Origin of the sequence: Streptomyces spinosus (genome assembly GCF_020400655.1) — a bacterium.
Taxonomy (GTDB): domain Bacteria; phylum Actinomycetota; class Actinomycetes; order Streptomycetales; family Streptomycetaceae; genus Streptomyces; species Streptomyces argyrophylli.
Genome location: NZ_JAINRC010000017.1, coordinates 55,654 through 73,051 on the forward strand (window position 1 = coordinate 55,654; position 17,398 = coordinate 73,051).

Genomic DNA, 17,398 nt, shown 5'->3' on the forward strand with positions numbered 1-17,398 from the left:
GACCGAACCCCCGCCCCCGTGAGGCGCGCGGCACCTGGTCCGCCGGCGCCGGCGCCCCCGCCCCGTGAAGCGGACAGCACACCCGGGGCCTCTCGTTCGGATCATGCCGGGCTGATCCGAACGACAGACCTAGTCCGCCGGCGCCTCCCCGAACCGGGCCAGCGCCAGCGCTCCCGCCACCGCCACCGCGAAGCCCAGCGCCGCGAGCCACCCCAGCCCCTCCCGCGTGCGGTCCCCGAGCCAGACCACTCCCACCGCGGCCGGCCCGATCGTCTCACCGAGCACCATCCCGGCCGTCGCGGTCGTCACCGAGCCCCGCTGGAGGGCCGAGGTGAGCAGCAGGAACGCGGCGCCGCCGCCGAGCAGCAGCGCGTAGGCGGCGGGATTGCCCAGCAGGGGCCCCGGCCGCAGCGAGTCGATCAGCCGTACCGCGACCTCCACCACCCCGAACCCGAACCCGGCACCGAGCCCCAGCAGCAGCGCCCGGGTCCGGCCGGACAGGCTCCCGCCGACCCCGCCGAGCAGCAGCACGCCCGCCGCCGCCGCGACCATGGCGTACCGCAGCCAGTCCGGCCCGCCCCGGTCGCCCTCGGTGCCCGAGGCCAGCCCCAGCATCGCGAGCCCCGCGCACACCACGCCCACGGCGGCCCACTCCACCCCGCTCAGCCGGACCCGCAGCAGCCGCGCCGCCACCACCGCCGTCACCGCGAGGCTGGCCGCGAGCGCCGCGCCCACCGCGTAGATCGGCACCGAGCGCAGGGCCGCGATCTGGAGCAGGAACCCCATCCCGTCCAGCGCGAGACCGGCGAGGTACCGCCACTGCCGCAGTGCCCGCAGCAGCAGCGCCGCGTCCCCGCCGCCACCCCCCTCGGCACCCGCCGCCCGCGCGGCCACCGCCTGCAACACGGTCGCCGTACCGAAGCAGACCGCCGCACCAAGGGCGCACACCATTCCAAACAGCACGAAGTGACTCTAGGGGAGGGGCAGATGAAAGGCCCGCCGGGGGGAACACTCACACCGATCTCTAGGCTGGCCGCCGAACACGGCATCCGCATCCGACGGGGGAGACACACGATGGACCGCACCCGACGACCACTGCGCTCCGGCACGGTCGTCCTCGGCGGCATGGGCCTGCTGGCCGCCGCGCTCACCGCCTGCTCGTCCGAACCGGACAAGCGCTGCGTCGACCGGGACAGCTACAACCTCGCCAAGGGGTACAAGGTCGTCTCGGACAAGGAGTGCAAGACCACCGGCTCGTCCGGGAAGACGGCGGGCAGGAAGACACCGGGCAGGAAGACGACCGTCAAGAAGAAGACCGACGCCGCCTGGTACTACGAGGGCGACGAGAAGAACGGCTGGGTCGACGGCGGCTCCTTCACCAAGCCCGGCAAGGGCTCGGGCGGCGGCTCGTCCGACGATGACGACGACCACCACGGCTCAGGCGGCGGAGTCCACCGCGGTGGCTTCGGCGGCGGCAAGGGCAGCTCCGGCGGCTGACCGGAACACGCGCATGGAACGCCGAACCACCACCCCCCGCCCCGGCTGGCAGCAGACCGTGGAGGCGCAGGGCCTGGTCTACCCGCTCACCCGGCACCCCGACGGCTCGCTGCGCCCCTACTGGGACGAGAGCGCCTACTACGTCTTCACCCTGGAGGAGGTGGAGGCGCTGGAGGAGACCGTCGAGGAGCTGCACCGCATGTGCCTGGCCGCCGCCGGGCACATCGTGTCCGAGAACCGCCTCGCGGACCTCGGCATCACGGACCCGAGGGTGGCCGCCGCGGTCACCGAGGCCTGGCACCGCCGTGCCGAACTCCCCTCCGTCTACGGCCGTTTCGACCTGCGCTACGACGGCACGGGACCGGCCAAGCTGCTGGAGTACAACGCCGACACCCCGACCTCACTGGTGGAGGCCGCCTCCCCGCAGTGGTTCTGGATGGAGGACCGTTTCCCCGGCGCCGACCAGTGGAACTCCCTGCACGAACGCCTGGTCGACGCCTGGCGCGCCCAGTCCGCGCTGCTGCCTCCGGGCAGCCCGCTGCACTTCGCGCACTCCTCGGCCGACGAACTCGGCGAGGACCTGATGACGGTCGCCTACCTCAAGGAGACCGCCGAGCAGGCCGGCCTCGCCACCGACTGGCTGGCCATGGAGGAGATCGGCTGGGACAGCCTCTCCGGCCGTTTCGTCGACAACCGGCTCCGCTTCATCCGCGGCATCTTCAAGCTCTACCCCTGGGAGTGGCTCACCACCGACGCCTTCGGCGGACACGTCCTGGACACCCTGGACAACGGCGGCGGCACCGGCAGCACCCTGTGGATCGAACCGGCCTGGAAGATGCTCCTGAGCAACAAGGCGCTCCTGGCGATCCTCTGGGAGCTGTACCCCGGCCACCCGAACCTGCTCCCCGCCTACCTGGACGGCCCGCGCGAGCTGACCCGCACGTCCGGCTACGTGGCCAAGCCCCTCCTCGGCCGGGAGGGCGAGGGCGTCACGGTGCACGAGCCGGGGTCGGCGGGCCTCCCGCGTGACGAGGCCTGCTGCTACCAGCAGTTGGCCCCCCTGCCCGCCTTCGACGGCAACCACGTGGTCCTGGGCGCCTGGGTGGTCCGGGACGAACCCGCGGGCCTCGGCATCCGCGAGTCCGCCGGTCTGATCACCGACGAGTACGCCCGCTTCCTGCCCCATGTGATCCTCTAGGGGCCGTCCGGCGCTGCGCGTCCGCCGCGCGTCGCCCTGCGGGCTCGGCTCCCCACTGCCTCCGCGGCGTGGGGGGCCCGCTCGCCGCACCCGACGCCGCGCGGCCCGCCCTCCGGACGGGCGACGCCAAGGCCGGACAGACCCGGGGGCCTCTTACACGGATCATGCCGGGCTCGCGGGGGCGCACCCGAGCAGCGTCTCCACCGCCGCCCGCGCGTGCCGCGCCGGCGCCGGGTCGCCGGTGACGGCCGCGGTGACGATGGCTCCCTCGGCGAGCAGGAAGACCGGTTCGGCCACCGGCGCGCCGGTGGCGCCGACCCAGGCCGCCAGCTGGTCGTGGAAGGCCCGCTTGTGGGCGCGGACCTCCGCCAGGACGGGCTCGGACGACGAGCCGAGTTCGCCGTGGACGTTGATCCAGGCGCAGCCGCGGAAGCCGGGTTCGGCGAACCACGCGGCGAGCCAGTCGAAGACCGCGAGCACCCGTGCGCGGGGGTCCCGGACGCTCTCCACGTGGGCGGTGAGGTCCGCGCGCCAGCGCCGGTCGCGGTGCCTGAGCATGGCGACGACCAGGTCCTCCTTGGTCGCGAAGAGCCGGTAGATCCGCTTCAGGGGCAGTCCTGAGGCCTCGCGGACCCGGTCCATGCCGACCGCCTGGATGCCGTGCGCGTAGAAGAGCGTCTCCGCCGCGTCCAGGAGCGCCGCGCGGTCCAGGCGGTTTCGTTCCTCGGTGACGGCGGCGGGCATCGTGGCTCCTTGACGTTGAGAACGGACGTTCTCTATCGTAGCCGCATCGATGGAGAACGGTCGTTCTCGATATGCGCCGGCATCGCCCCGCGCCGCCCCCGGCGTCGTTCTCCCCGCACACCGGCCCCAGGAGGTCACCGTGTCCGAAGACCGCCCGCCCTACCCGCCGTTCACCCTGGAGACCGCACGCCGGAAGGTGCAGGCGGCCGAGGACGCATGGAACACCCGCGACCCCCACCGGGTGGCCCTGGCCTACACCCCCGACTCCGTCTGGCGGAACCGGGACCGGTTCGTCACCGGCCGCGACGAGATCGTCGCCTTCCTCACCGAGAAGTGGGAGCGCGAGCGGGACTACGCGCTGCGCAAGGGCCTGTGGAGCTTCCACGAGAACCGCATCGCCGTCCGCTTCCAGTACGAGTGCCGCGACGCCGGCGGCCAGTGGTGGCGCTCCTACGGCAACGAGCTGTGGGAGTTCGACGAGCACGGCCTGATGCTCCGCCGCGAGGCCAGCATCAACGACGTGGCCATCGAGGAGTCCGACCGGCGGATCTTCGGCCCCCGGCCCGCCGGTGAGCACGGCGCCGACTTCCCGCTCCACTGACCGGACCCCGTCCCCGATCAGCCCCCGGCCAGCACCGCCCGGAGCTGCTCCACCCCCCAGTCCAGGTCCTCCTCGCCGATCACCAGCGGCGGCGCGATCCGGACGGTCGGCCCGTGGGTGTCCTTGACCAGGACCCCGCGGGCCAGCAGCCGCTCGCAGACCTCCCGCCCCGTGCCCACCGCCGGGGACACGTCCACCCCGGCCCACAGCCCCCGTCCCCGCACCGCCGTCACCCCGCCCGCGGCGAGCAGCTCTCCCAGCCGGCCGTGCAGCCGCTCGCCCAGCCGCGCCGCCCGCTCCTGGTACTCCCCGGTCCGCAGCATCGCGATCACCTCCAGCGCCACCGCGCAGGCCAGCGCGTTCCCGCCGAACGTCGACCCGTGCTCGCCCGGCCGGTACACCCCGAGCACCGTCGCGCTCGACACCACGGCCGACACCGGCACGATCCCGCCGCCCAGCGCCTTGCCGAGCAGGTACACGTCCGGCACCACCCCCTCGTGCTCGCACGCGAAGGTCCGCCCGGTGCGCCCGAGACCCGACTGGATCTCGTCGGCGACGAAGAGGACGTTCCGCTCACGGGTCAGCTCCCGCACCCCGGCCAGATAACCGGCCGGCGGCACGATCACCCCCGACTCGCCCTGGACCGGCTCCAGCAGCACCGCCACCGTGTTCTCCGTCAGCGCCGACCGCATCGCGGTCAGGTCCCCGTACGGCACGATCTCGAAGCCCGGGGTGTACGGCCCGAAGTCCGCACGGGCCTGCGGATCGGTGGAGAAGCTGATGACCGTCGTCGTACGCCCGTGGAAGTTGCCGCCCGCCACGACGATCTTCGCCATCTCCGCGGGCACCCCCTTCACCCGGTACCCCCACTTCCGGGCCGTCTTCACCGCGCTCTCCACCGCCTCCGCCCCCGTGTTCATGGGCAGCACCATCTCCATCCCGCACAGCTCGGCGAGCTGTGCGCAGAAGGCGGCGAACCGGTCGTGGTGGAAGGCGCGGGAGGTCAGCGTCACCCGGTCCAGCTGCCGCCGGGCCGCCTCGGCCAGCCGCCGGTTGCCGTGCCCGAAGTTCAGCGCCGAGTAGCCGGCCAGCAGATCCAGATAACGCCGTCCCGCCACGTCCGTCAGCCACGCCCCCTCGCCCGTGGCGATCACCACCGGCAGCGGGTCGTAGGTGGGCGCGCAGTGCGCGCCGGCGGCGGCGATGAGGTCCTTCGCAGCGGTCACGGCCTCTCCCTTCAGAGGACTCGGACACGACGGTGACCTCCTTCTTATCCTCGCTCGCATGGTGGACGCGGGACCTGCCCCGCGCGGCGCGCCCGGTAGGCTGACGAGCGGGCCGTGACTGGCGCGCTGGGATGGGACGGACCATCAGGGAGCGGCCCGAGCGGGAAGAGTGCCGTGCGCCTGGGCCGAACGTGAACGCTGTACGCACACCGTCCGGAGGTCCCCGATGCCCGAGAATTCCGTCTCTCCCTCCACCGAGTCGACCGCCTTCCGTGCCGCCCTCGACGTGATCCGCGCCGTCGAGCCGCGCGTCGCCGACGCCATCGGCCAGGAGGTCGCCGACCAGCGCGAGATGCTCAAGCTGATCGCCTCGGAGAACTACGCCTCCCCGGCGACCCTGCTCGCGATGGGTAACTGGTTCAGCGACAAGTACGCCGAGGGCACCGTCGGCCGCCGCTTCTACGCCGGCTGCCGCAACGTCGACACCGTCGAGTCCCTCGCCGCCGAACACGCACGCGAACTCTTCGGCGCCCGCCACGCCTACGTCCAGCCGCACTCCGGCATCGACGCCAACCTGGTCGCCTTCTGGGCCGTCCTCGCCGACCGCGTCGAGGCGCCGTTCCTGGAGAAGGCCGGCGCCCGCCAGGTCAACGACCTGACCGAGGCCGACTGGGCCGAGCTCCGCCAGGCCTTCGGCAACCAGCGCATGCTCGGCATGTCCCTGGACGCCGGCGGTCACTTGACCCACGGCTTCCGCCCGAACATCTCCGGCAAGATGTTCGACCAGCGCTCCTACGGCACCGACCCGGCCACCGGCCTCATCGACTACGAGGCGCTGCGCGCCCAGGCCCGCGAGTTCAAGCCGCTGATCATCGTCGCCGGCTACTCCGCGTACCCCCGCCTGGTGAACTTCCGGATCATGCGCGAGATCGCCGACGAGGTCGGCGCCACCCTCATGGTCGACATGGCGCACTTCGCCGGCCTGGTGGCGGGCAAGGTCCTCACCGGCGACTTCGACCCGGTCCCGCACGCCCAGATCGTCACCACGACCACCCACAAGTCGCTGCGCGGCCCGCGCGGCGGCATGGTCCTGTGCGACGACTCCCTCAAGGACCAGGTGGACCGCGGCTGCCCGATGGTCCTCGGCGGCCCGCTCCCGCACGTCATGGCCGCCAAGGCCGTCGCCCTGGCCGAGGCCCGGCAGCCCGCCTTCCAGGACTACGCCCAGCGCATCGTGGACAACTCCCGCGCCCTCGCCGAAGGCCTGATGCGCCGCGGCGCCACCCTCGTCACCGGCGGCACCGACAACCACCTGTGCCTGATCGACGTCGCCGGCTCCTACGGCCTCACCGGCCGCCAGGCCGAGGCCGCCCTGCTCGACTCCGGCATCGTCACCAACCGCAACGCCATCCCGGCCGACCCCAACGGCGCCTGGTACACCTCCGGCATCCGCATCGGCACCCCGGCGCTCACCACCCGCGGCCTCGGCACGGCGGAGATGGACGAGGTGGCGGGCCTGATCGACCGCGTCCTCACCACCACCGAGGCGGGCACCACCAAGTCCGGCGCCCCCTCCAAGGCGGCCCACGTCCTGGACGAGAAGGTCGCCCAGGAGATCTCGCAGAGGGCGACGGACCTGGTGGCGGGCTTCCCCCTCTACCCGGAGGTCGACCTCGGCTGAGGCGCCCGGAAGGGGCGCTGGGGACCGCGCGACCGGCCAGGACCGGTCCGCGGTCCCCACGCACCGCGCCACCCCCCACCTCTCGGGCCGACGACACCCCGGCCGATGAGAGAATGGGTCACATGGCTTCCGCTGACCGTCCCCGCGTGCTGTCCGGCATCCAGCCCACCGCCGGCTCGTTCCACCTCGGCAACTACCTCGGCGCCGTCCGCCAGTGGGTGGCACTCCAGGAGTCCCACGACGCGTTCTACATGGTCGTCGACCTGCACGCGATCACGGTCCCGCAGGACCCGCGGGAGCTGCGCGCCAACACCCGGCTCGCCGCCGCCCAGCTGCTGGCCGCCGGGCTGGACCCGGACCGCTGCACGCTCTTCGTGCAGAGCCACGTCCCCGAGCACGCCCAGCTCGCCTGGATCATGAACTGCCTCACCGGCTTCGGCGAGGCCAGCCGCATGACCCAGTTCAAGGACAAGTCCGCCAAGCAGGGCGCGGACCGCGCCTCCGTCGGCCTCTTCACGTACCCGATCCTCCAGGTCGCGGACATCCTGCTGTACCAGGCGAACGAGGTGCCCGTCGGCGAGGACCAGCGCCAGCACATCGAACTGACCCGCGACCTCGCCGAGCGCTTCAACGGCCGCTTCGGCGACACCTTCACGATCCCGAAGCCGTACATCCTCAAGGAGACGGCGAAGATCTACGACCTCCAGGACCCGACGGTCAAGATGAGCAAGTCGGCGTCCACGCCGAAGGGCCTCATCAACCTCCTCGACGAGCCGAAGGCCACGGCCAAGAAGGTCAAGAGCGCCGTCACGGACACCGACACGGTGATCCGCTACGACGCCGAGAACAAGCCCGGCGTCTCCAACCTCCTCACCATCTACTCCACGCTCACCGGCAGGACGGTCGCGGAGCTGGAGCGGGAGTACGAGGGCAAGATGTACGGCGCGCTCAAGACCGACCTCGCCGAGGTCATGGTCGAGTTCGTCACGCCGTTCCGCGAGCGCACCCAGCAGTACCTGGACGACTCCGAGACGCTCGACGCGGTCCTCGCCAAGGGCGCGGAGAAGGCGCGTGCCGTCGCCGCCGAGACCCTCGCGCAGGCGTACGACCGCGTGGGCTTCCTCCCCGCCAAGCACTGAGGCGTACGACCGCACGGGTCCGCCGCGGGCAGAGCGCTGCACATCACTTCCGCCGCGCCTGCCCGAAGGACATCCGTGGCCGTACAGTCGATAGCCGACGGCCGGGACGAGACGGCCGAGAAGACGACAGACGCGACGACAGGAGACGACGTGGGGACCGTAACGATCGGCGTGTCGATCGCGGTCCCGGAGCCTCACGGCAGCCTGCTCCAGGAGCGGCGCGCGGGCTTCGGCGACGCCGCGGCTCACGGCATCCCCACGCACGTCACGCTGCTGCCGCCGACCGAGGTGGACGAGGCCGACCTGCCGGCGGTCGACGCGCACCTCGCCGAGGTCGCCACCTCGGGCCGCCCGTTCCCGATGCGGCTGTCCGGCACCGGCACCTTCCGGCCGCTGTCGCCGGTGGTCTACGTCCGCGTCGTCCGGGGCGCCGACGCGTGCGCCCGGCTCCAGCAGCGCATCCGGGACGCCTCCGGGCCGGTGGCGCGCGAGCTGCAGTTCCCGTACCACCCGCACGTCACCGTCGCGCACGGCATCGACGAGGCGGCCATGGACCGCGCCTTCGAGGACCTGGCGGAGTTCGAGGCCGAGTGGCCGTGCACCGGCTTCGCGCTGTACGAGCAGGGCGCCGACGGCGTCTGGCGCAAGCTGCGCGAGTACGCCTTCGGGGGCCCGGTGGTCCCGCCCCAGCCGGGCCACACGGAAGTGGAACGGGGCACGATCGCCAGCCGCTAGAGATCGGCCTCAAGGCGTCAGGCGATCAGCCGGCGGTACACGACGCGGGGCGCGTGCCGCAGGGCCGCCATCAGCGGGCGGAGCGCGCCCGGCACCCACACCGTCTCCGAGCGGCGGCGCAGGCCCAGTTCGATGGCCGTGGCGACCGCCTCCGGGGTACTGGAGAACGGTGTCGGCATCCCGCCGGCCGGCCTTCCCGTCCGGACCGAGCCGGGGCGTACGACCATGACGTGGACGCCGGTGCCGTGCAGGGCGTCGCCGAGGCCTTGGGCGAAGACGTCGAGGCCGGCCTTGCTCGAGCCGTAGATGAAGTCGGCGCGGCGGGCGCGTTCGGCCGCGGCGGCGGACAGCACGACCAGACAGCCGTGGCCCTGGTTCTGCAGGGCACGCCCGACGACCAGGCCGGCCGAGACGGCCCCGGTGTAGTTGGTCTGGGCGACCCGCACCGCCCGTACCGGATCGCGCTCGTCGTGCGCCTGGTCGCCGAGGATGCCGAAGGCGAGCAGCACCATGTCGACGGGCCCGCCGGCGAACACCTTGCCGAGGACGTCCTCGTGGGACTCGGGATCGAGCGCGTCGAAGGCGACGGTGTGCACGTCCGCGCCGAGCGCGCGCAGGCTCCCGGCGGCGTTCTCCAGGGCCGGGGAGGGGCGGCCCGCCAGCCACACCGTGCGGGTGCGGCGGGCGATCAGCCGGCGCGCGGTGGCCAGCGCGATCTCGGACGTGCCGCCGAGGACGAGCAGGGACTGGGGCAGAGCGGTGGCGTCCTTCATGACAGCTGACCGTATCGCCCGGATATGACCGTTCTGCTGAAGAAACGCGGTGTTCACGCCCCTGGACAACGGGCACAGTCGCACCATGGACTGGCTGAAGAGGCTCCCCGGCATCGGGCCGATCGTCGCCCGGCTGATGCTCACGCACGCCTGGCGCTGCTACGAGCGGCTGGACCGGGTGAAATGGGCCCGGCTCGCCGCCGCCATGACGTTCGTCAGCTTCGTGGCGCTGTTCCCGCTGCTGACCGTGGCCGCCGCCGTCACCGCCGCCACGCTCAGCCCGGCCCGCCAGAGGACCGTGGAGCACCGGATCGCCGACCAGTTCCCGGGCCTCTCCGACCAGTTGGACCTCACCTCCCTGGTGCAGAACGCGGGCACGGTCGGCGTCATCGCGGGCGCGGTCCTGCTGTTCACCGGCATCGGCTGGGTCGGCCAGGTCCGGGACTGCCTGCGCGCGGTGTGGGAGCTGCCGGACCGCGAGGAGAACCCGGTCGTCACCAAGGCCAAGGACGCCGTCATCCTGCTCGGCTTCGGCGGCGCCCTCCTGGTCACCCTCGCCGCGTCCACCCTCGCCTCGGCCGCCGTCGGCCTGGTCTCCCGGCAGATCGGCCTGGACGAGCACAGCTGGGGCAGCGTCCTGTTGCAGATCGCCGCGTTCGCCGTCGCCGTGCTCGCCGACTTCCTCGTCCTGCTCTACGTCCTGACCCTGCTGCCCGGGGTCGAGCCGCCGCGCCGCCGCCTGCTGGTCGCGGCGCTGCTCGGCGCGGTCGGCTTCGAACTGCTGAAGCTGCTCCTCAGCGGCTACGTCCAGGGGGTCGCCGCGAAGAGCATGTACGGCGCGTTCGGCGTCCCCGTGGCACTGCTGCTGTGGATCAACTTCACGGCCAAACTGGTCCTGTTCTGCGCGTCCTGGACGGCGACGCCGAGCAAGGAGGCGGCGGGGCTCAGGGACGCGCCCGACGGCGCATCAGGTCCGGCAGCGGCCATCGGCGGTTGACCAGGAACGCCCCGCCCCCGAGCAGCGCCAGCAGCCCGCCCGCGACGGCCAGGGCGATCCCGACCCCGCCGGAGCCGGATCCGGCGGTCGCGCTCGCCACGGGCTTCGACCCCGCACCGCCGGTTCCGGCCGCCTGTCCCGACCCCTGCGCCGGGTCCTGTGCGGCGGGCGTGCCGGTGCCGGGCCGCGGGGCCGCCGAGGAGGCGCTCCTCGGCGGCACCAGCTCGCCCACCGCGTTGACCTTGCCGACGGCCTGGAAGCCCCAGTCGAACAGCTTCGCCGTCTCCTTGTAGACCTCGTTGTGCTCGCGCTTGGCCGGGTTCATCACCGTGACCAGCAGCACCTTGCCGTTCCGCTCGGCGACCCCGGTGAAGGTGGCGCCCGCGTGCGTGGTGTTGCCGTTCTTCACGCCCGCGATGCCCTGGTAGACGGGGACGTCGGTGTCGCCGCTCAGCAGCCGGTTGGTGTTCCGGATCTCGGTGGAGCCGAACGTCGCGCTCACCGTCGAGCAGTAGTCGCGGAAGTCCTTCTTCTGCAGCCCGGAACGGGCGAACAGCGACAGGTCGTACGCCGACGACACCTGCCCCGGCGCGTCGTAGCCGTCCGGCGAGACCACGGTCGTGTCCAGGGCCTGGAGTTCCCCGGCGTGGTCCTGCATGTCCTGGACGGTCTGCCTGATGCCGCCGTTCATCTGGGACAGCACGTGCACGGCGTCGTTGCCCGAGCGCAGGAAGACCCCGAGCCACAGGTCGCGGACGGAGTAGGTGGCACCCTCCTTTATCCCGACCACGCTGGAGCCGACGCCCACGCCCTTGAGGTCCGACGCCGCCACCTTGTGCTCGGTGCTCCGCGGGAACCGGGGCAGCACCGTGTCCGCGAACAGCATCTTCAGCGTGCTCGCCGGGGGCAGCCGCCAGTGCGCGTTGTGCGCGGCGAGGACCTCCCCGGACTCGGCGTCGGAGACGATCCAGGAACGGGCGGTGAGGTCCTTGGGCAGGACCGGCACGCCGGGCGCGAGGTTGACCTGCGTGCCCGGCATGCCGAGCCGGGCGCCGCCCACGGTGGACATCCGGGCCGGGGGCGTGGCCGTGGGGCTCGTCGAGGGGGTCGGCGCGGCGAGGGCGGCGGGCGCGGTGACGGACAGGGACAGCAGGGTGGCGGAGGTGACCAGCAGGGATCGCCTGACGGTCGTGTTCGGTGCGGGCACGACCGAGAACGTACCCGTACCCGGCGGCGAAGTCCCGCGTCGCCTCCCACCCCCGGCGCGGGACCGGACGCGGGACGGCGATACTGGACCCATGAAGCTCAGCCGCCCGGTGTCCTGGTTCCTGCTCGCCTTCGGGGTGTGGTCCTGGGTCATCTGGGTCACTTTCATCAAGAACCTGGTCAAGGACAGCAGCGGGCTCGCCTTCGACGACGGCCAGCCGACCGCGTACTTCTGGGTGCATCTGCTGCTGGCGGTCGTCTCCTTCGTATTGGGGACGGTCATCGGGGTCCTCGGGTTGCGCGGTCTGCGCGCACTGCGCCGGAATTCATAGCGGGGACCGGTCGGGGTGGTCATCGTCCTCGCGCTCGTCGCCCTGGCCGCCCTGGCCGTCGTGGCGGGCCTGCACTGGTACGTGTGGCGGCGCCTGGTCCGCGACACCACGCGGGGCCCGGGCCCGGCCCGCCGCGCCGGCACCGCGCTGTTCGTCACCGGCCCGGTCCTGACGGTCGGAGCCCTGGTCGCCGAACGCTCGGGCGCCCCCTTCTGGCTCCAGCGCACCCTGGCCTGGCCGGGCTTCCTGTGGATGGCCCTGGCGCTGTACCTGCTCCTGGCGGTCCTGGCGACCGAGGCCCTGCGCCCGCTCGTGAACCGCCTTGGCCGGCGCATCGCGCCCTCATCCCTCGACCACCCGAGCCCGGACCCCGCGGCTTCACCTCTCGGCCGACCGAGTCGGGTGGCGGGTGGGCAGGGTCCGGGGGTTCAGGGGGCGGAGCCCCCTGGGGCGGTCACCGCGGCACCGGCACCGGCACAGACACCCGCACAGGCACCGCGCGCCGAGGAACCCGCGCGGCGCCTCGTCGTCGCCCGCCTCCTCGCCGGCGCGGCCACCACCGCCGCCGTGGCGACAGTCGGCCACGGCACCTACGGCGTCCTGAAGGGCCCCCGGGTCATACACGTCACCGTACCGCTCACCAAACTCCCGCGAGCGGCCCACGGCTTCCGCATAGCCGTCGTCAGCGACATCCACCTCGGCCCCGTCCTCGGCCGGGGCTTCGCGCAGCGGGTCGTCGACACGGTCAACGCCACCCGGCCGGACCTGATCGCGGTCGTCGGCGACCTGGTCGACGGCAGCGTCAAGGACCTGGGCCCGGCCGCCGCCCCCCTCGCCGGGCTCAGCGCCCGCCACGGCGCGTACTTCGTCACGGGCAACCACGAGTACTTCTCCGGGGCCGAGCAGTGGATCGAGGAGGTCCGCGACCTCGGCCTGCACCCGCTGCAGAACGCCCGCACCGAGCTGCCGTACTTCGACCTGGCCGGCGTCAACGACCTCCAGGGCGAGAGCGAGGGCCAGGGCCCGGACTTCGCCAGGGCGCTCGACGACCGGGACCCAGCACGCGCGTGCGTACTGCTCGCCCACCAGCCCGTGCAGATCCACGAGGCCGTACGCCACGGCGTCGACCTCCAGCTCTCCGGCCACACCCACGGCGGCCAGCTCTGGCCCGGCAGCCTCCTCGCCGCCGCGGCCAACCCGACGGTCGCCGGTCTGGACCGCTACGGCGACACGCAGTTGTACGTCAGCAGGGGCGCGGGCGCCTGGGGGCCGCCCACACGCGTGGGGGCGCCGTCGGACGTGACCGTGATCGAACTGGCCGCCACCCGCGCGTAGCCGGCACCCGTGTGACGGGAACCGCTCCCACACCTGTGGAGGAGCTGTGAAACCCGGCGGAAACCACGCCTCGGTAAGTTCTTTCACAACTGGTCAGAAAGCCCTTCCGCGCGGTGAAACCGGTGTGATTAGGTGAGCCGCGCCACTTAGGGGAGTGGCCGATTCAACCTGGCCAGGGGTAGGGCCCTGACGGGCCTGGGGAGGGCACCACCATGCGATCTGTTCGCATGCGGATTCTCGTGACGCTGCTCGTGTTGGCCGTCGTGGGGATCGGCGGCTGGCAGCTGCTGCCGTCGCAGGAGGACAAGGACAAGACCATCACCGTCGGTACGACGGACGCGGTCACCGCACTCGACCCGGCCGGCGCCTACGACGCCGGCTCCTGGGCGCTGTTCAGCAACGTGTTCCAGTCGTTGCTGACGTTCGAGCCCGGCGGGGTCGAGCCGGTCCCGGACGCGGCGCGGAGCTGCGCGTTCGAAGGCAGCGGCCTCAGGACGTACCGGTGCACCCTGCGCTCCGGGATCACCTTCCCGAGCGGGCGCGCCATGACGGCCCAGGACGTGAAGTACTCCTTCGACCGGGTCAAGAAGATCGACTCCGACGTCGGCCCGGCGTCCCTGTTCGACACGCTCGCCTCGGTGACCGCCGACGACGAGCACACCGTCACCTTCCACCTGTCGTCCGCGGACGCCACCTTCCCGCTGAAGGTCGCCACCGGCGCCGGTTCGATCGTGGACAAGGACAAGTACCCGGCCGACGCCCTGCGCGCGGGCACCGCCGTCGACGGCACCGGCCCGTACACGCTGACGGGGTACACCAAGGACCAGAAGGCCGACCTCAAGCCGAACGGGCACTACAAGGGCTACCTGAGCGGCGTCGGCCGACCGGTCCAGCTGCGCTACTACGCCGACTCCACCAAGCTGGACCGGGCCTGGAAGCGCCGGGAGGTCGAGGTGGCCACCCGCACCCTGCCGCCGGGCGTGCTCTCCGGGCTGAACCCGAGCGACCCCAAGCAGCGGGTCACCGAGTCCGACAGCGCCGAGACCCGCAACCTGTACCTCAACACCCGCTCGGGCTCCCCGCTGCACGACGTACGGGTGCGCCGGGCGATGGCCTGGCTGGTCAACCGCGAGCAGCTCGCCACGACGGTGTACGAGGGCACGGTCGACCCGCTGTACTCGCTGATCCCGACGGGCATCACCGGGCACACCACCTCGTTCTTCGACACCTACCCGCGCCAGAGCACCGACAAGGCGCGCCGGCTGCTCACCGAGGCCGGGGTGAGCCTGCCGGTCCGCTTCACCCTCGGCTACGGCATCGGCCGGGGTTCGGGCGCGGAGGAGTCCGCGGAGCTGAAGAAGCAGCTGGAGGCGGGCGGCCTGTTCAAGGTGGACGTCAAGGGCTACGAGTGGACCGACTTCCAGAAGCGCTGGGCCGCCGGGAAGATGGACGCCTGGGGGGTCGGCTGGGTCGCCGACTACCCCGATCCGGACACCTTCGGCGGCCCGCTCGTCGGCACCGGCTCCACCATGAGTACCGGCTACAGCAACAAGCTGGTCGACCACCTCATCCTGGACAGCAGGCAGTACGCCGACCGGACCCGGGCCGCGAAGGACTTCAAGGACATCCAGACGGACGTGGCCGAGGACGTCCCGCTGATCCCGCTCTGGCAGCGCAAGGAGTACGTGGTCAGCACCGAGGACGTGGGCGGCGGACAGTACCTGTCGGACGGCACGGGCGTGTTCCGCCTGTGGCGCCTGACCTGGATCTGATCAGTCGGCCTTCTTCTGCCCGGCCTTGATGATCTGCTCCACGTCGAGCGCCACCTCGGCACCGATCGAGTCGGGCAGCGTCACCGTCTCGCCGGGGGCGTGGACACGGTGGTTCGCGTACTCGCTCCCGGCGGGCTCCGTGAGGACGTGGAGGCGCTGGTGCTTGCGGTCGACCACGAGGTAGACGGGCACCTTGGCCTCGGCGTAGGCGCCGACCTTGGTCTTCAGGTCGTCCCGCCAGTTGCCGGAGGTGACCTCCAGGACGAGGCGGAAGCAGACCGGGTCGTAGGCGTTGTTCTCGATGAAGTGGTCGTCGATGTCGGCGTCCACGACGACCAGGTCGGGGATGCAGTAGTCCTCGGCCCCGGTCGGGAGTTTGATCGCGACGCTCTGGAGCACCTCGGTCTCCGCGCCGTGCAGTCCGGCGGCGAGGAACGGGATCATGAGATCGGTCAGAACGCGGGCGTGGGGGGCATCCGGTGAAGGGGTCACGAGGAGATGGCCTCCGATGATCTCGACGCGGTAGCCCGGATGGCGCTCCATGATCTCGTCGGCGATGGCCGTGAGGGAGAACGGCTCGTCGGCGTCGAAGGGCTGCTCGACGGATGCAGCGGACATCGCGTGCCTCCTAGGGGCTGGTGTCGAGAGCATCATCGTAGGCAGCCGGAACCCCGGGCGTCCTGTTCCCGCGCTTTCACCCGAAAGTGATCACTCGCCCTCCCGGCCGCCCCGACCCGGGTCCGGCAGGACCTTCGTCATCCCCGGCAGGAAGTCCGTGAACAGCTCGTGGATCTCCAGGACCAGGGGCCGCAGCACCCGGAACCGGGCCAGCGAGACACCGCGGGCGGTCAGGCGGGCCCCCCGCCGCGCCAGCCGGTAACTGCGCTCCCGCCCCTGCGTGCGGTCGAAGATCCAGTACAGGACCAGGCCCATCTGGGCCAGCCACATCAGCTCCGGGAGCACGTCCCGCAGCTCGGGGGCGACCTTGGACCTCGAACCGGCCAGCACCTCCCGGTGCACGCTGACGGCCTGCTCGCGCGCGTGCTCGCTCTCCGGTGAGAAGGGGCTGAGCGGGCTGTCGGGGTCGGCGGCGTTCTTGAAGAACTGCACCGCGAACTCGTGGTACGGCCGGGCGATGTCCAGCCACGCGGTCAGCACGCCCGCGAGCCGCGCCTCCAGGTCGGTCTCCCGGTCCAGGACCTCCCGGACCACCGCCTGGTGCTCGGCGGCGATCCGGTCGTAGAAGCCCTGGATCAGGTGTTCCTTGCCCTCGAAGTAGTAGTAGGCGTTGCCGACGGAGACCCCGGCCTCCTTGGCGATGGCCCGCATCGTCGTCTTGTCGTACCCGCGCTCCTGGAACAGCCGCATCGCGGTCTCCAGGATCAGCGCACGGGTCTGCTCGGACTTGCTGCTCTGGGGGCCGGCCGCCTCGGGGCCGTCGTTCTTCGCGGGCACGGGAGGAGCCTAACGAGTGACGGGGGCGCCCCTGAGCAGGACGGCGGCCACGCCGGGCACGAGCAGGACCGCCTCAGGGTCTGCGGCCCAGCGCCGGGCGCTTGGTGTAGTCGGTGAAGCCGAGGATGTTGCCCCAGGGGTCCGCGATCTCCACCGTCCAGCCGGTGGCCACCGGGAAGACCTCGTCCAGGGTCTCGATCCCTGCGGCGGCCAGCTCCCGCGCCGCCGCACGCGCGTCCGGCACCTCCAGCCAGACGCGAGGCGAGGGCCAGGGCGGGGTCCGCCGCCGCAGCTCCTCCTCCGTGCGCAGCAGGATGCCGGGCGTCTCCCCGCCGACCTTCAGCTGTGCGATCCCGCCCTCGTCGAACCGGAAGCCCACGGCGAACCCGGCCCGCTCGTAGAAGGCGACGGCCTCGCCGAGGTCGCCGACGGGGAGCAGCACGTTGTCGAAACCGAGCAGTTCGTACGACTCTTCGTCTGACATGTCGTCACATTAGGAGTCTTACCGCCGGGAAGCGAGGAGCCCCACCGGAGCGGACTCCGCGTCGCCGTTCCGGTGCCCGACCGCAGGCGCCGGAAGAGGTACGGCATCGGCAACGCCCGCTCGCAGGACGCCTCCACCGCGTACGATCCGCTCGGCCGGGTGCGCCGCGTCCGGGAGGGCTCGGCCCCCCACCCCCCGCCCGCGAGTACGGAAAGGTTGCGCA

18 protein-coding genes and 1 riboswitch are annotated in these 17,398 nt (G+C 72.2%); of the genes, 10 read left to right on the forward strand and 8 right to left on the reverse strand.

All coding sequences use genetic code 11. The features are described from left to right. Positions 1–129 precede the first annotated feature (129 nt). On the reverse strand, positions 130–951 hold the full coding sequence (locus LG395_RS29815) for a hypothetical protein (RefSeq protein WP_171159784.1): 822 nt from the start codon (positions 949–951) through the stop codon (positions 130–132). Positions 952–1,074: 123 nt separating this feature from the next. Between LG395_RS29815 and LG395_RS29820 the strand changes: the two genes are divergently transcribed. Both LG395_RS29820 and LG395_RS29825 read left to right on the forward strand, forming a co-directional pair. Continuing rightward, the gene (locus LG395_RS29820; protein WP_171153471.1) at positions 1,075–1,497 is read left to right on the forward strand and encodes a hypothetical protein; all 423 of its coding nucleotides are present in this window, start codon (positions 1,075–1,077) and stop codon (positions 1,495–1,497) included. Positions 1,498–1,510: 13 nt separating this feature from the next. Beyond that, positions 1,511–2,695 carry a glutathionylspermidine synthase family protein gene (locus LG395_RS29825; protein ID WP_225811826.1) on the forward strand — a complete coding sequence of 395 codons (1,185 nt, stop codon included), beginning with the start codon at positions 1,511–1,513 and terminating at the stop codon, positions 2,693–2,695. Between the two features lie 162 nt (positions 2,696–2,857). On the opposite strand, the gene LG395_RS29830 is transcribed toward LG395_RS29825, so the two are convergent. Beyond that, a complete protein-coding gene (locus LG395_RS29830; protein ID WP_171153467.1) occupies positions 2,858–3,439 on the reverse strand; it encodes a TetR/AcrR family transcriptional regulator in 582 nt (193 codons plus the stop codon). Positions 3,440–3,578: 139 nt separating this feature from the next. Between LG395_RS29830 and LG395_RS29835 the strand changes: the two genes are divergently transcribed. After that, positions 3,579–4,040: a nuclear transport factor 2 family protein gene (locus LG395_RS29835; RefSeq protein ID WP_171153466.1), complete on the forward strand. Its 462-nt coding sequence runs from the start codon at positions 3,579–3,581 to the stop codon at positions 4,038–4,040. A 17-nt stretch (positions 4,041–4,057) separates the two neighbouring features. Here LG395_RS29835 and rocD read toward each other — a convergent pair whose 3' ends face one another. Further along, positions 4,058–5,266, reverse strand: a complete 1,209-nt coding sequence (rocD, locus tag LG395_RS29840; RefSeq protein ID WP_225811827.1) for an ornithine--oxo-acid transaminase — start codon at positions 5,264–5,266, stop codon at positions 4,058–4,060. A 104-nt stretch (positions 5,267–5,370) separates the two neighbouring features. Further along, positions 5,371–5,459: riboswitch (ZMP/ZTP riboswitch) on the forward strand. A gap of 33 nt (positions 5,460–5,492) precedes the next feature. Here rocD and LG395_RS29845 point away from each other — a divergent pair. From LG395_RS29845 to LG395_RS29855, 3 genes are all read left to right on the forward strand, one after another. After that, complete coding sequence (locus LG395_RS29845) at positions 5,493–6,947, forward strand: glycine hydroxymethyltransferase (RefSeq protein WP_225811828.1); 1,455 nt, start codon at positions 5,493–5,495, stop codon at positions 6,945–6,947. A 113-nt stretch (positions 6,948–7,060) separates the two neighbouring features. After that, entirely contained in the window at positions 7,061–8,086 is a 1,026-nt protein-coding gene (trpS, locus tag LG395_RS29850; protein ID WP_372463479.1) for a tryptophan--tRNA ligase, read from the forward strand. 150 nt (positions 8,087–8,236) lie between these two features. After that, positions 8,237–8,821: a 2'-5' RNA ligase family protein gene (locus LG395_RS29855; RefSeq protein ID WP_171159782.1), complete on the forward strand. Its 585-nt coding sequence runs from the start codon at positions 8,237–8,239 to the stop codon at positions 8,819–8,821. Between the two features lie 17 nt (positions 8,822–8,838). On the opposite strand, the gene dprE2 is transcribed toward LG395_RS29855, so the two are convergent. Further along, positions 8,839–9,594: a decaprenylphospho-beta-D-erythro-pentofuranosid-2-ulose 2-reductase gene (gene dprE2 / locus LG395_RS29860; protein ID WP_171153457.1), complete on the reverse strand. Its 756-nt coding sequence runs from the start codon at positions 9,592–9,594 to the stop codon at positions 8,839–8,841. An 85-nt stretch (positions 9,595–9,679) separates the two neighbouring features. Between dprE2 and LG395_RS29865 the strand changes: the two genes are divergently transcribed. Further along, complete coding sequence (locus LG395_RS29865) at positions 9,680–10,591, forward strand: YihY/virulence factor BrkB family protein (protein ID WP_171153455.1); 912 nt, start codon at positions 9,680–9,682, stop codon at positions 10,589–10,591. Here the strand turns inward: LG395_RS29865 and LG395_RS29870 are convergent. Next, positions 10,539–11,798 carry a D-alanyl-D-alanine carboxypeptidase family protein gene (locus LG395_RS29870; protein WP_225811830.1) on the reverse strand — a complete coding sequence of 420 codons (1,260 nt, stop codon included), beginning with the start codon at positions 11,796–11,798 and terminating at the stop codon, positions 10,539–10,541. The two genes, LG395_RS29865 and LG395_RS29870, sit on opposite strands and share 53 nt — an antisense overlap. A 91-nt stretch (positions 11,799–11,889) precedes the next feature. On the opposite strand from LG395_RS29870, the gene LG395_RS29875 reads away from it, so the two are divergent. The 3 genes from LG395_RS29875 (at position 11,890) to LG395_RS29885 (ending at position 15,236) form a co-directional block, all read left to right on the forward strand. Continuing rightward, on the forward strand, positions 11,890–12,129 hold the full coding sequence (locus LG395_RS29875; RefSeq protein ID WP_225811831.1) for an SCO4848 family membrane protein: 240 nt from the start codon (positions 11,890–11,892) through the stop codon (positions 12,127–12,129). Between the two features lie 15 nt (positions 12,130–12,144). Next, positions 12,145–13,464, forward strand: a complete 1,320-nt coding sequence (locus tag LG395_RS29880; RefSeq protein WP_225811832.1) for a metallophosphoesterase — start codon at positions 12,145–12,147, stop codon at positions 13,462–13,464. 227 nt (positions 13,465–13,691) lie between these two features. Then, positions 13,692–15,236 (forward strand): ABC transporter substrate-binding protein, encoded by a 1,545-nt coding sequence (locus tag LG395_RS29885; protein ID WP_225811833.1) that lies wholly within the window; start codon positions 13,692–13,694, stop codon positions 15,234–15,236. On the opposite strand, the gene LG395_RS29890 is transcribed toward LG395_RS29885, so the two are convergent. From LG395_RS29890 to LG395_RS29900, 3 genes are all read right to left on the reverse strand, one after another. Then, positions 15,237–15,854 carry a Uma2 family endonuclease gene (locus LG395_RS29890; RefSeq protein WP_103816277.1) on the reverse strand — a complete coding sequence of 206 codons (618 nt, stop codon included), beginning with the start codon at positions 15,852–15,854 and terminating at the stop codon, positions 15,237–15,239. A gap of 90 nt (positions 15,855–15,944) precedes the next feature. Beyond that, complete coding sequence (locus LG395_RS29895; RefSeq protein WP_171153447.1) at positions 15,945–16,691, reverse strand: TetR family transcriptional regulator; 747 nt, start codon at positions 16,689–16,691, stop codon at positions 15,945–15,947. Between the two features lie 73 nt (positions 16,692–16,764). Continuing rightward, positions 16,765–17,175 carry a VOC family protein gene (locus LG395_RS29900; RefSeq protein ID WP_171153444.1) on the reverse strand — a complete coding sequence of 137 codons (411 nt, stop codon included), beginning with the start codon at positions 17,173–17,175 and terminating at the stop codon, positions 16,765–16,767. Positions 17,176–17,398: the final 223 nt, after the last annotated feature.

Bases quoted from the DNA above. Each gene is read 5' to 3' on its own strand.
- LG395_RS29815 (WP_171159784.1), bottom strand. From the start codon at position 951: ATGGTGTGCGCCCTTGGTGCGGCGGTCTGCTTCGGTACGGCGACCGTG.
- LG395_RS29820 (WP_171153471.1), top strand. From the start codon at position 1,075: ATGGACCGCACCCGACGACCACTGCGCTCCGGCACGGTCGTCCTCGGC.
- LG395_RS29825 (WP_225811826.1), top strand. From the start codon at position 1,511: ATGGAACGCCGAACCACCACCCCCCGCCCCGGCTGGCAGCAGACCGTG.
- LG395_RS29830 (WP_171153467.1), bottom strand. From the start codon at position 3,439: ATGCCCGCCGCCGTCACCGAGGAACGAAACCGCCTGGACCGCGCGGCG.
- LG395_RS29845 (WP_225811828.1), top strand. From the start codon at position 5,493: ATGCCCGAGAATTCCGTCTCTCCCTCCACCGAGTCGACCGCCTTCCGT.
- trpS (WP_372463479.1), top strand. From the start codon at position 7,061: ATGGGTCACATGGCTTCCGCTGACCGTCCCCGCGTGCTGTCCGGCATC.
- dprE2 (WP_171153457.1), bottom strand. From the start codon at position 9,594: ATGAAGGACGCCACCGCTCTGCCCCAGTCCCTGCTCGTCCTCGGCGGC.
- LG395_RS29865 (WP_171153455.1), top strand. From the start codon at position 9,680: ATGGACTGGCTGAAGAGGCTCCCCGGCATCGGGCCGATCGTCGCCCGG.
- LG395_RS29875 (WP_225811831.1), top strand. From the start codon at position 11,890: ATGAAGCTCAGCCGCCCGGTGTCCTGGTTCCTGCTCGCCTTCGGGGTG.
- LG395_RS29885 (WP_225811833.1), top strand. From the start codon at position 13,692: ATGCGGATTCTCGTGACGCTGCTCGTGTTGGCCGTCGTGGGGATCGGC.
- LG395_RS29890 (WP_103816277.1), bottom strand. From the start codon at position 15,854: ATGTCCGCTGCATCCGTCGAGCAGCCCTTCGACGCCGACGAGCCGTTC.
- LG395_RS29900 (WP_171153444.1), bottom strand. From the start codon at position 17,175: ATGTCAGACGAAGAGTCGTACGAACTGCTCGGTTTCGACAACGTGCTG.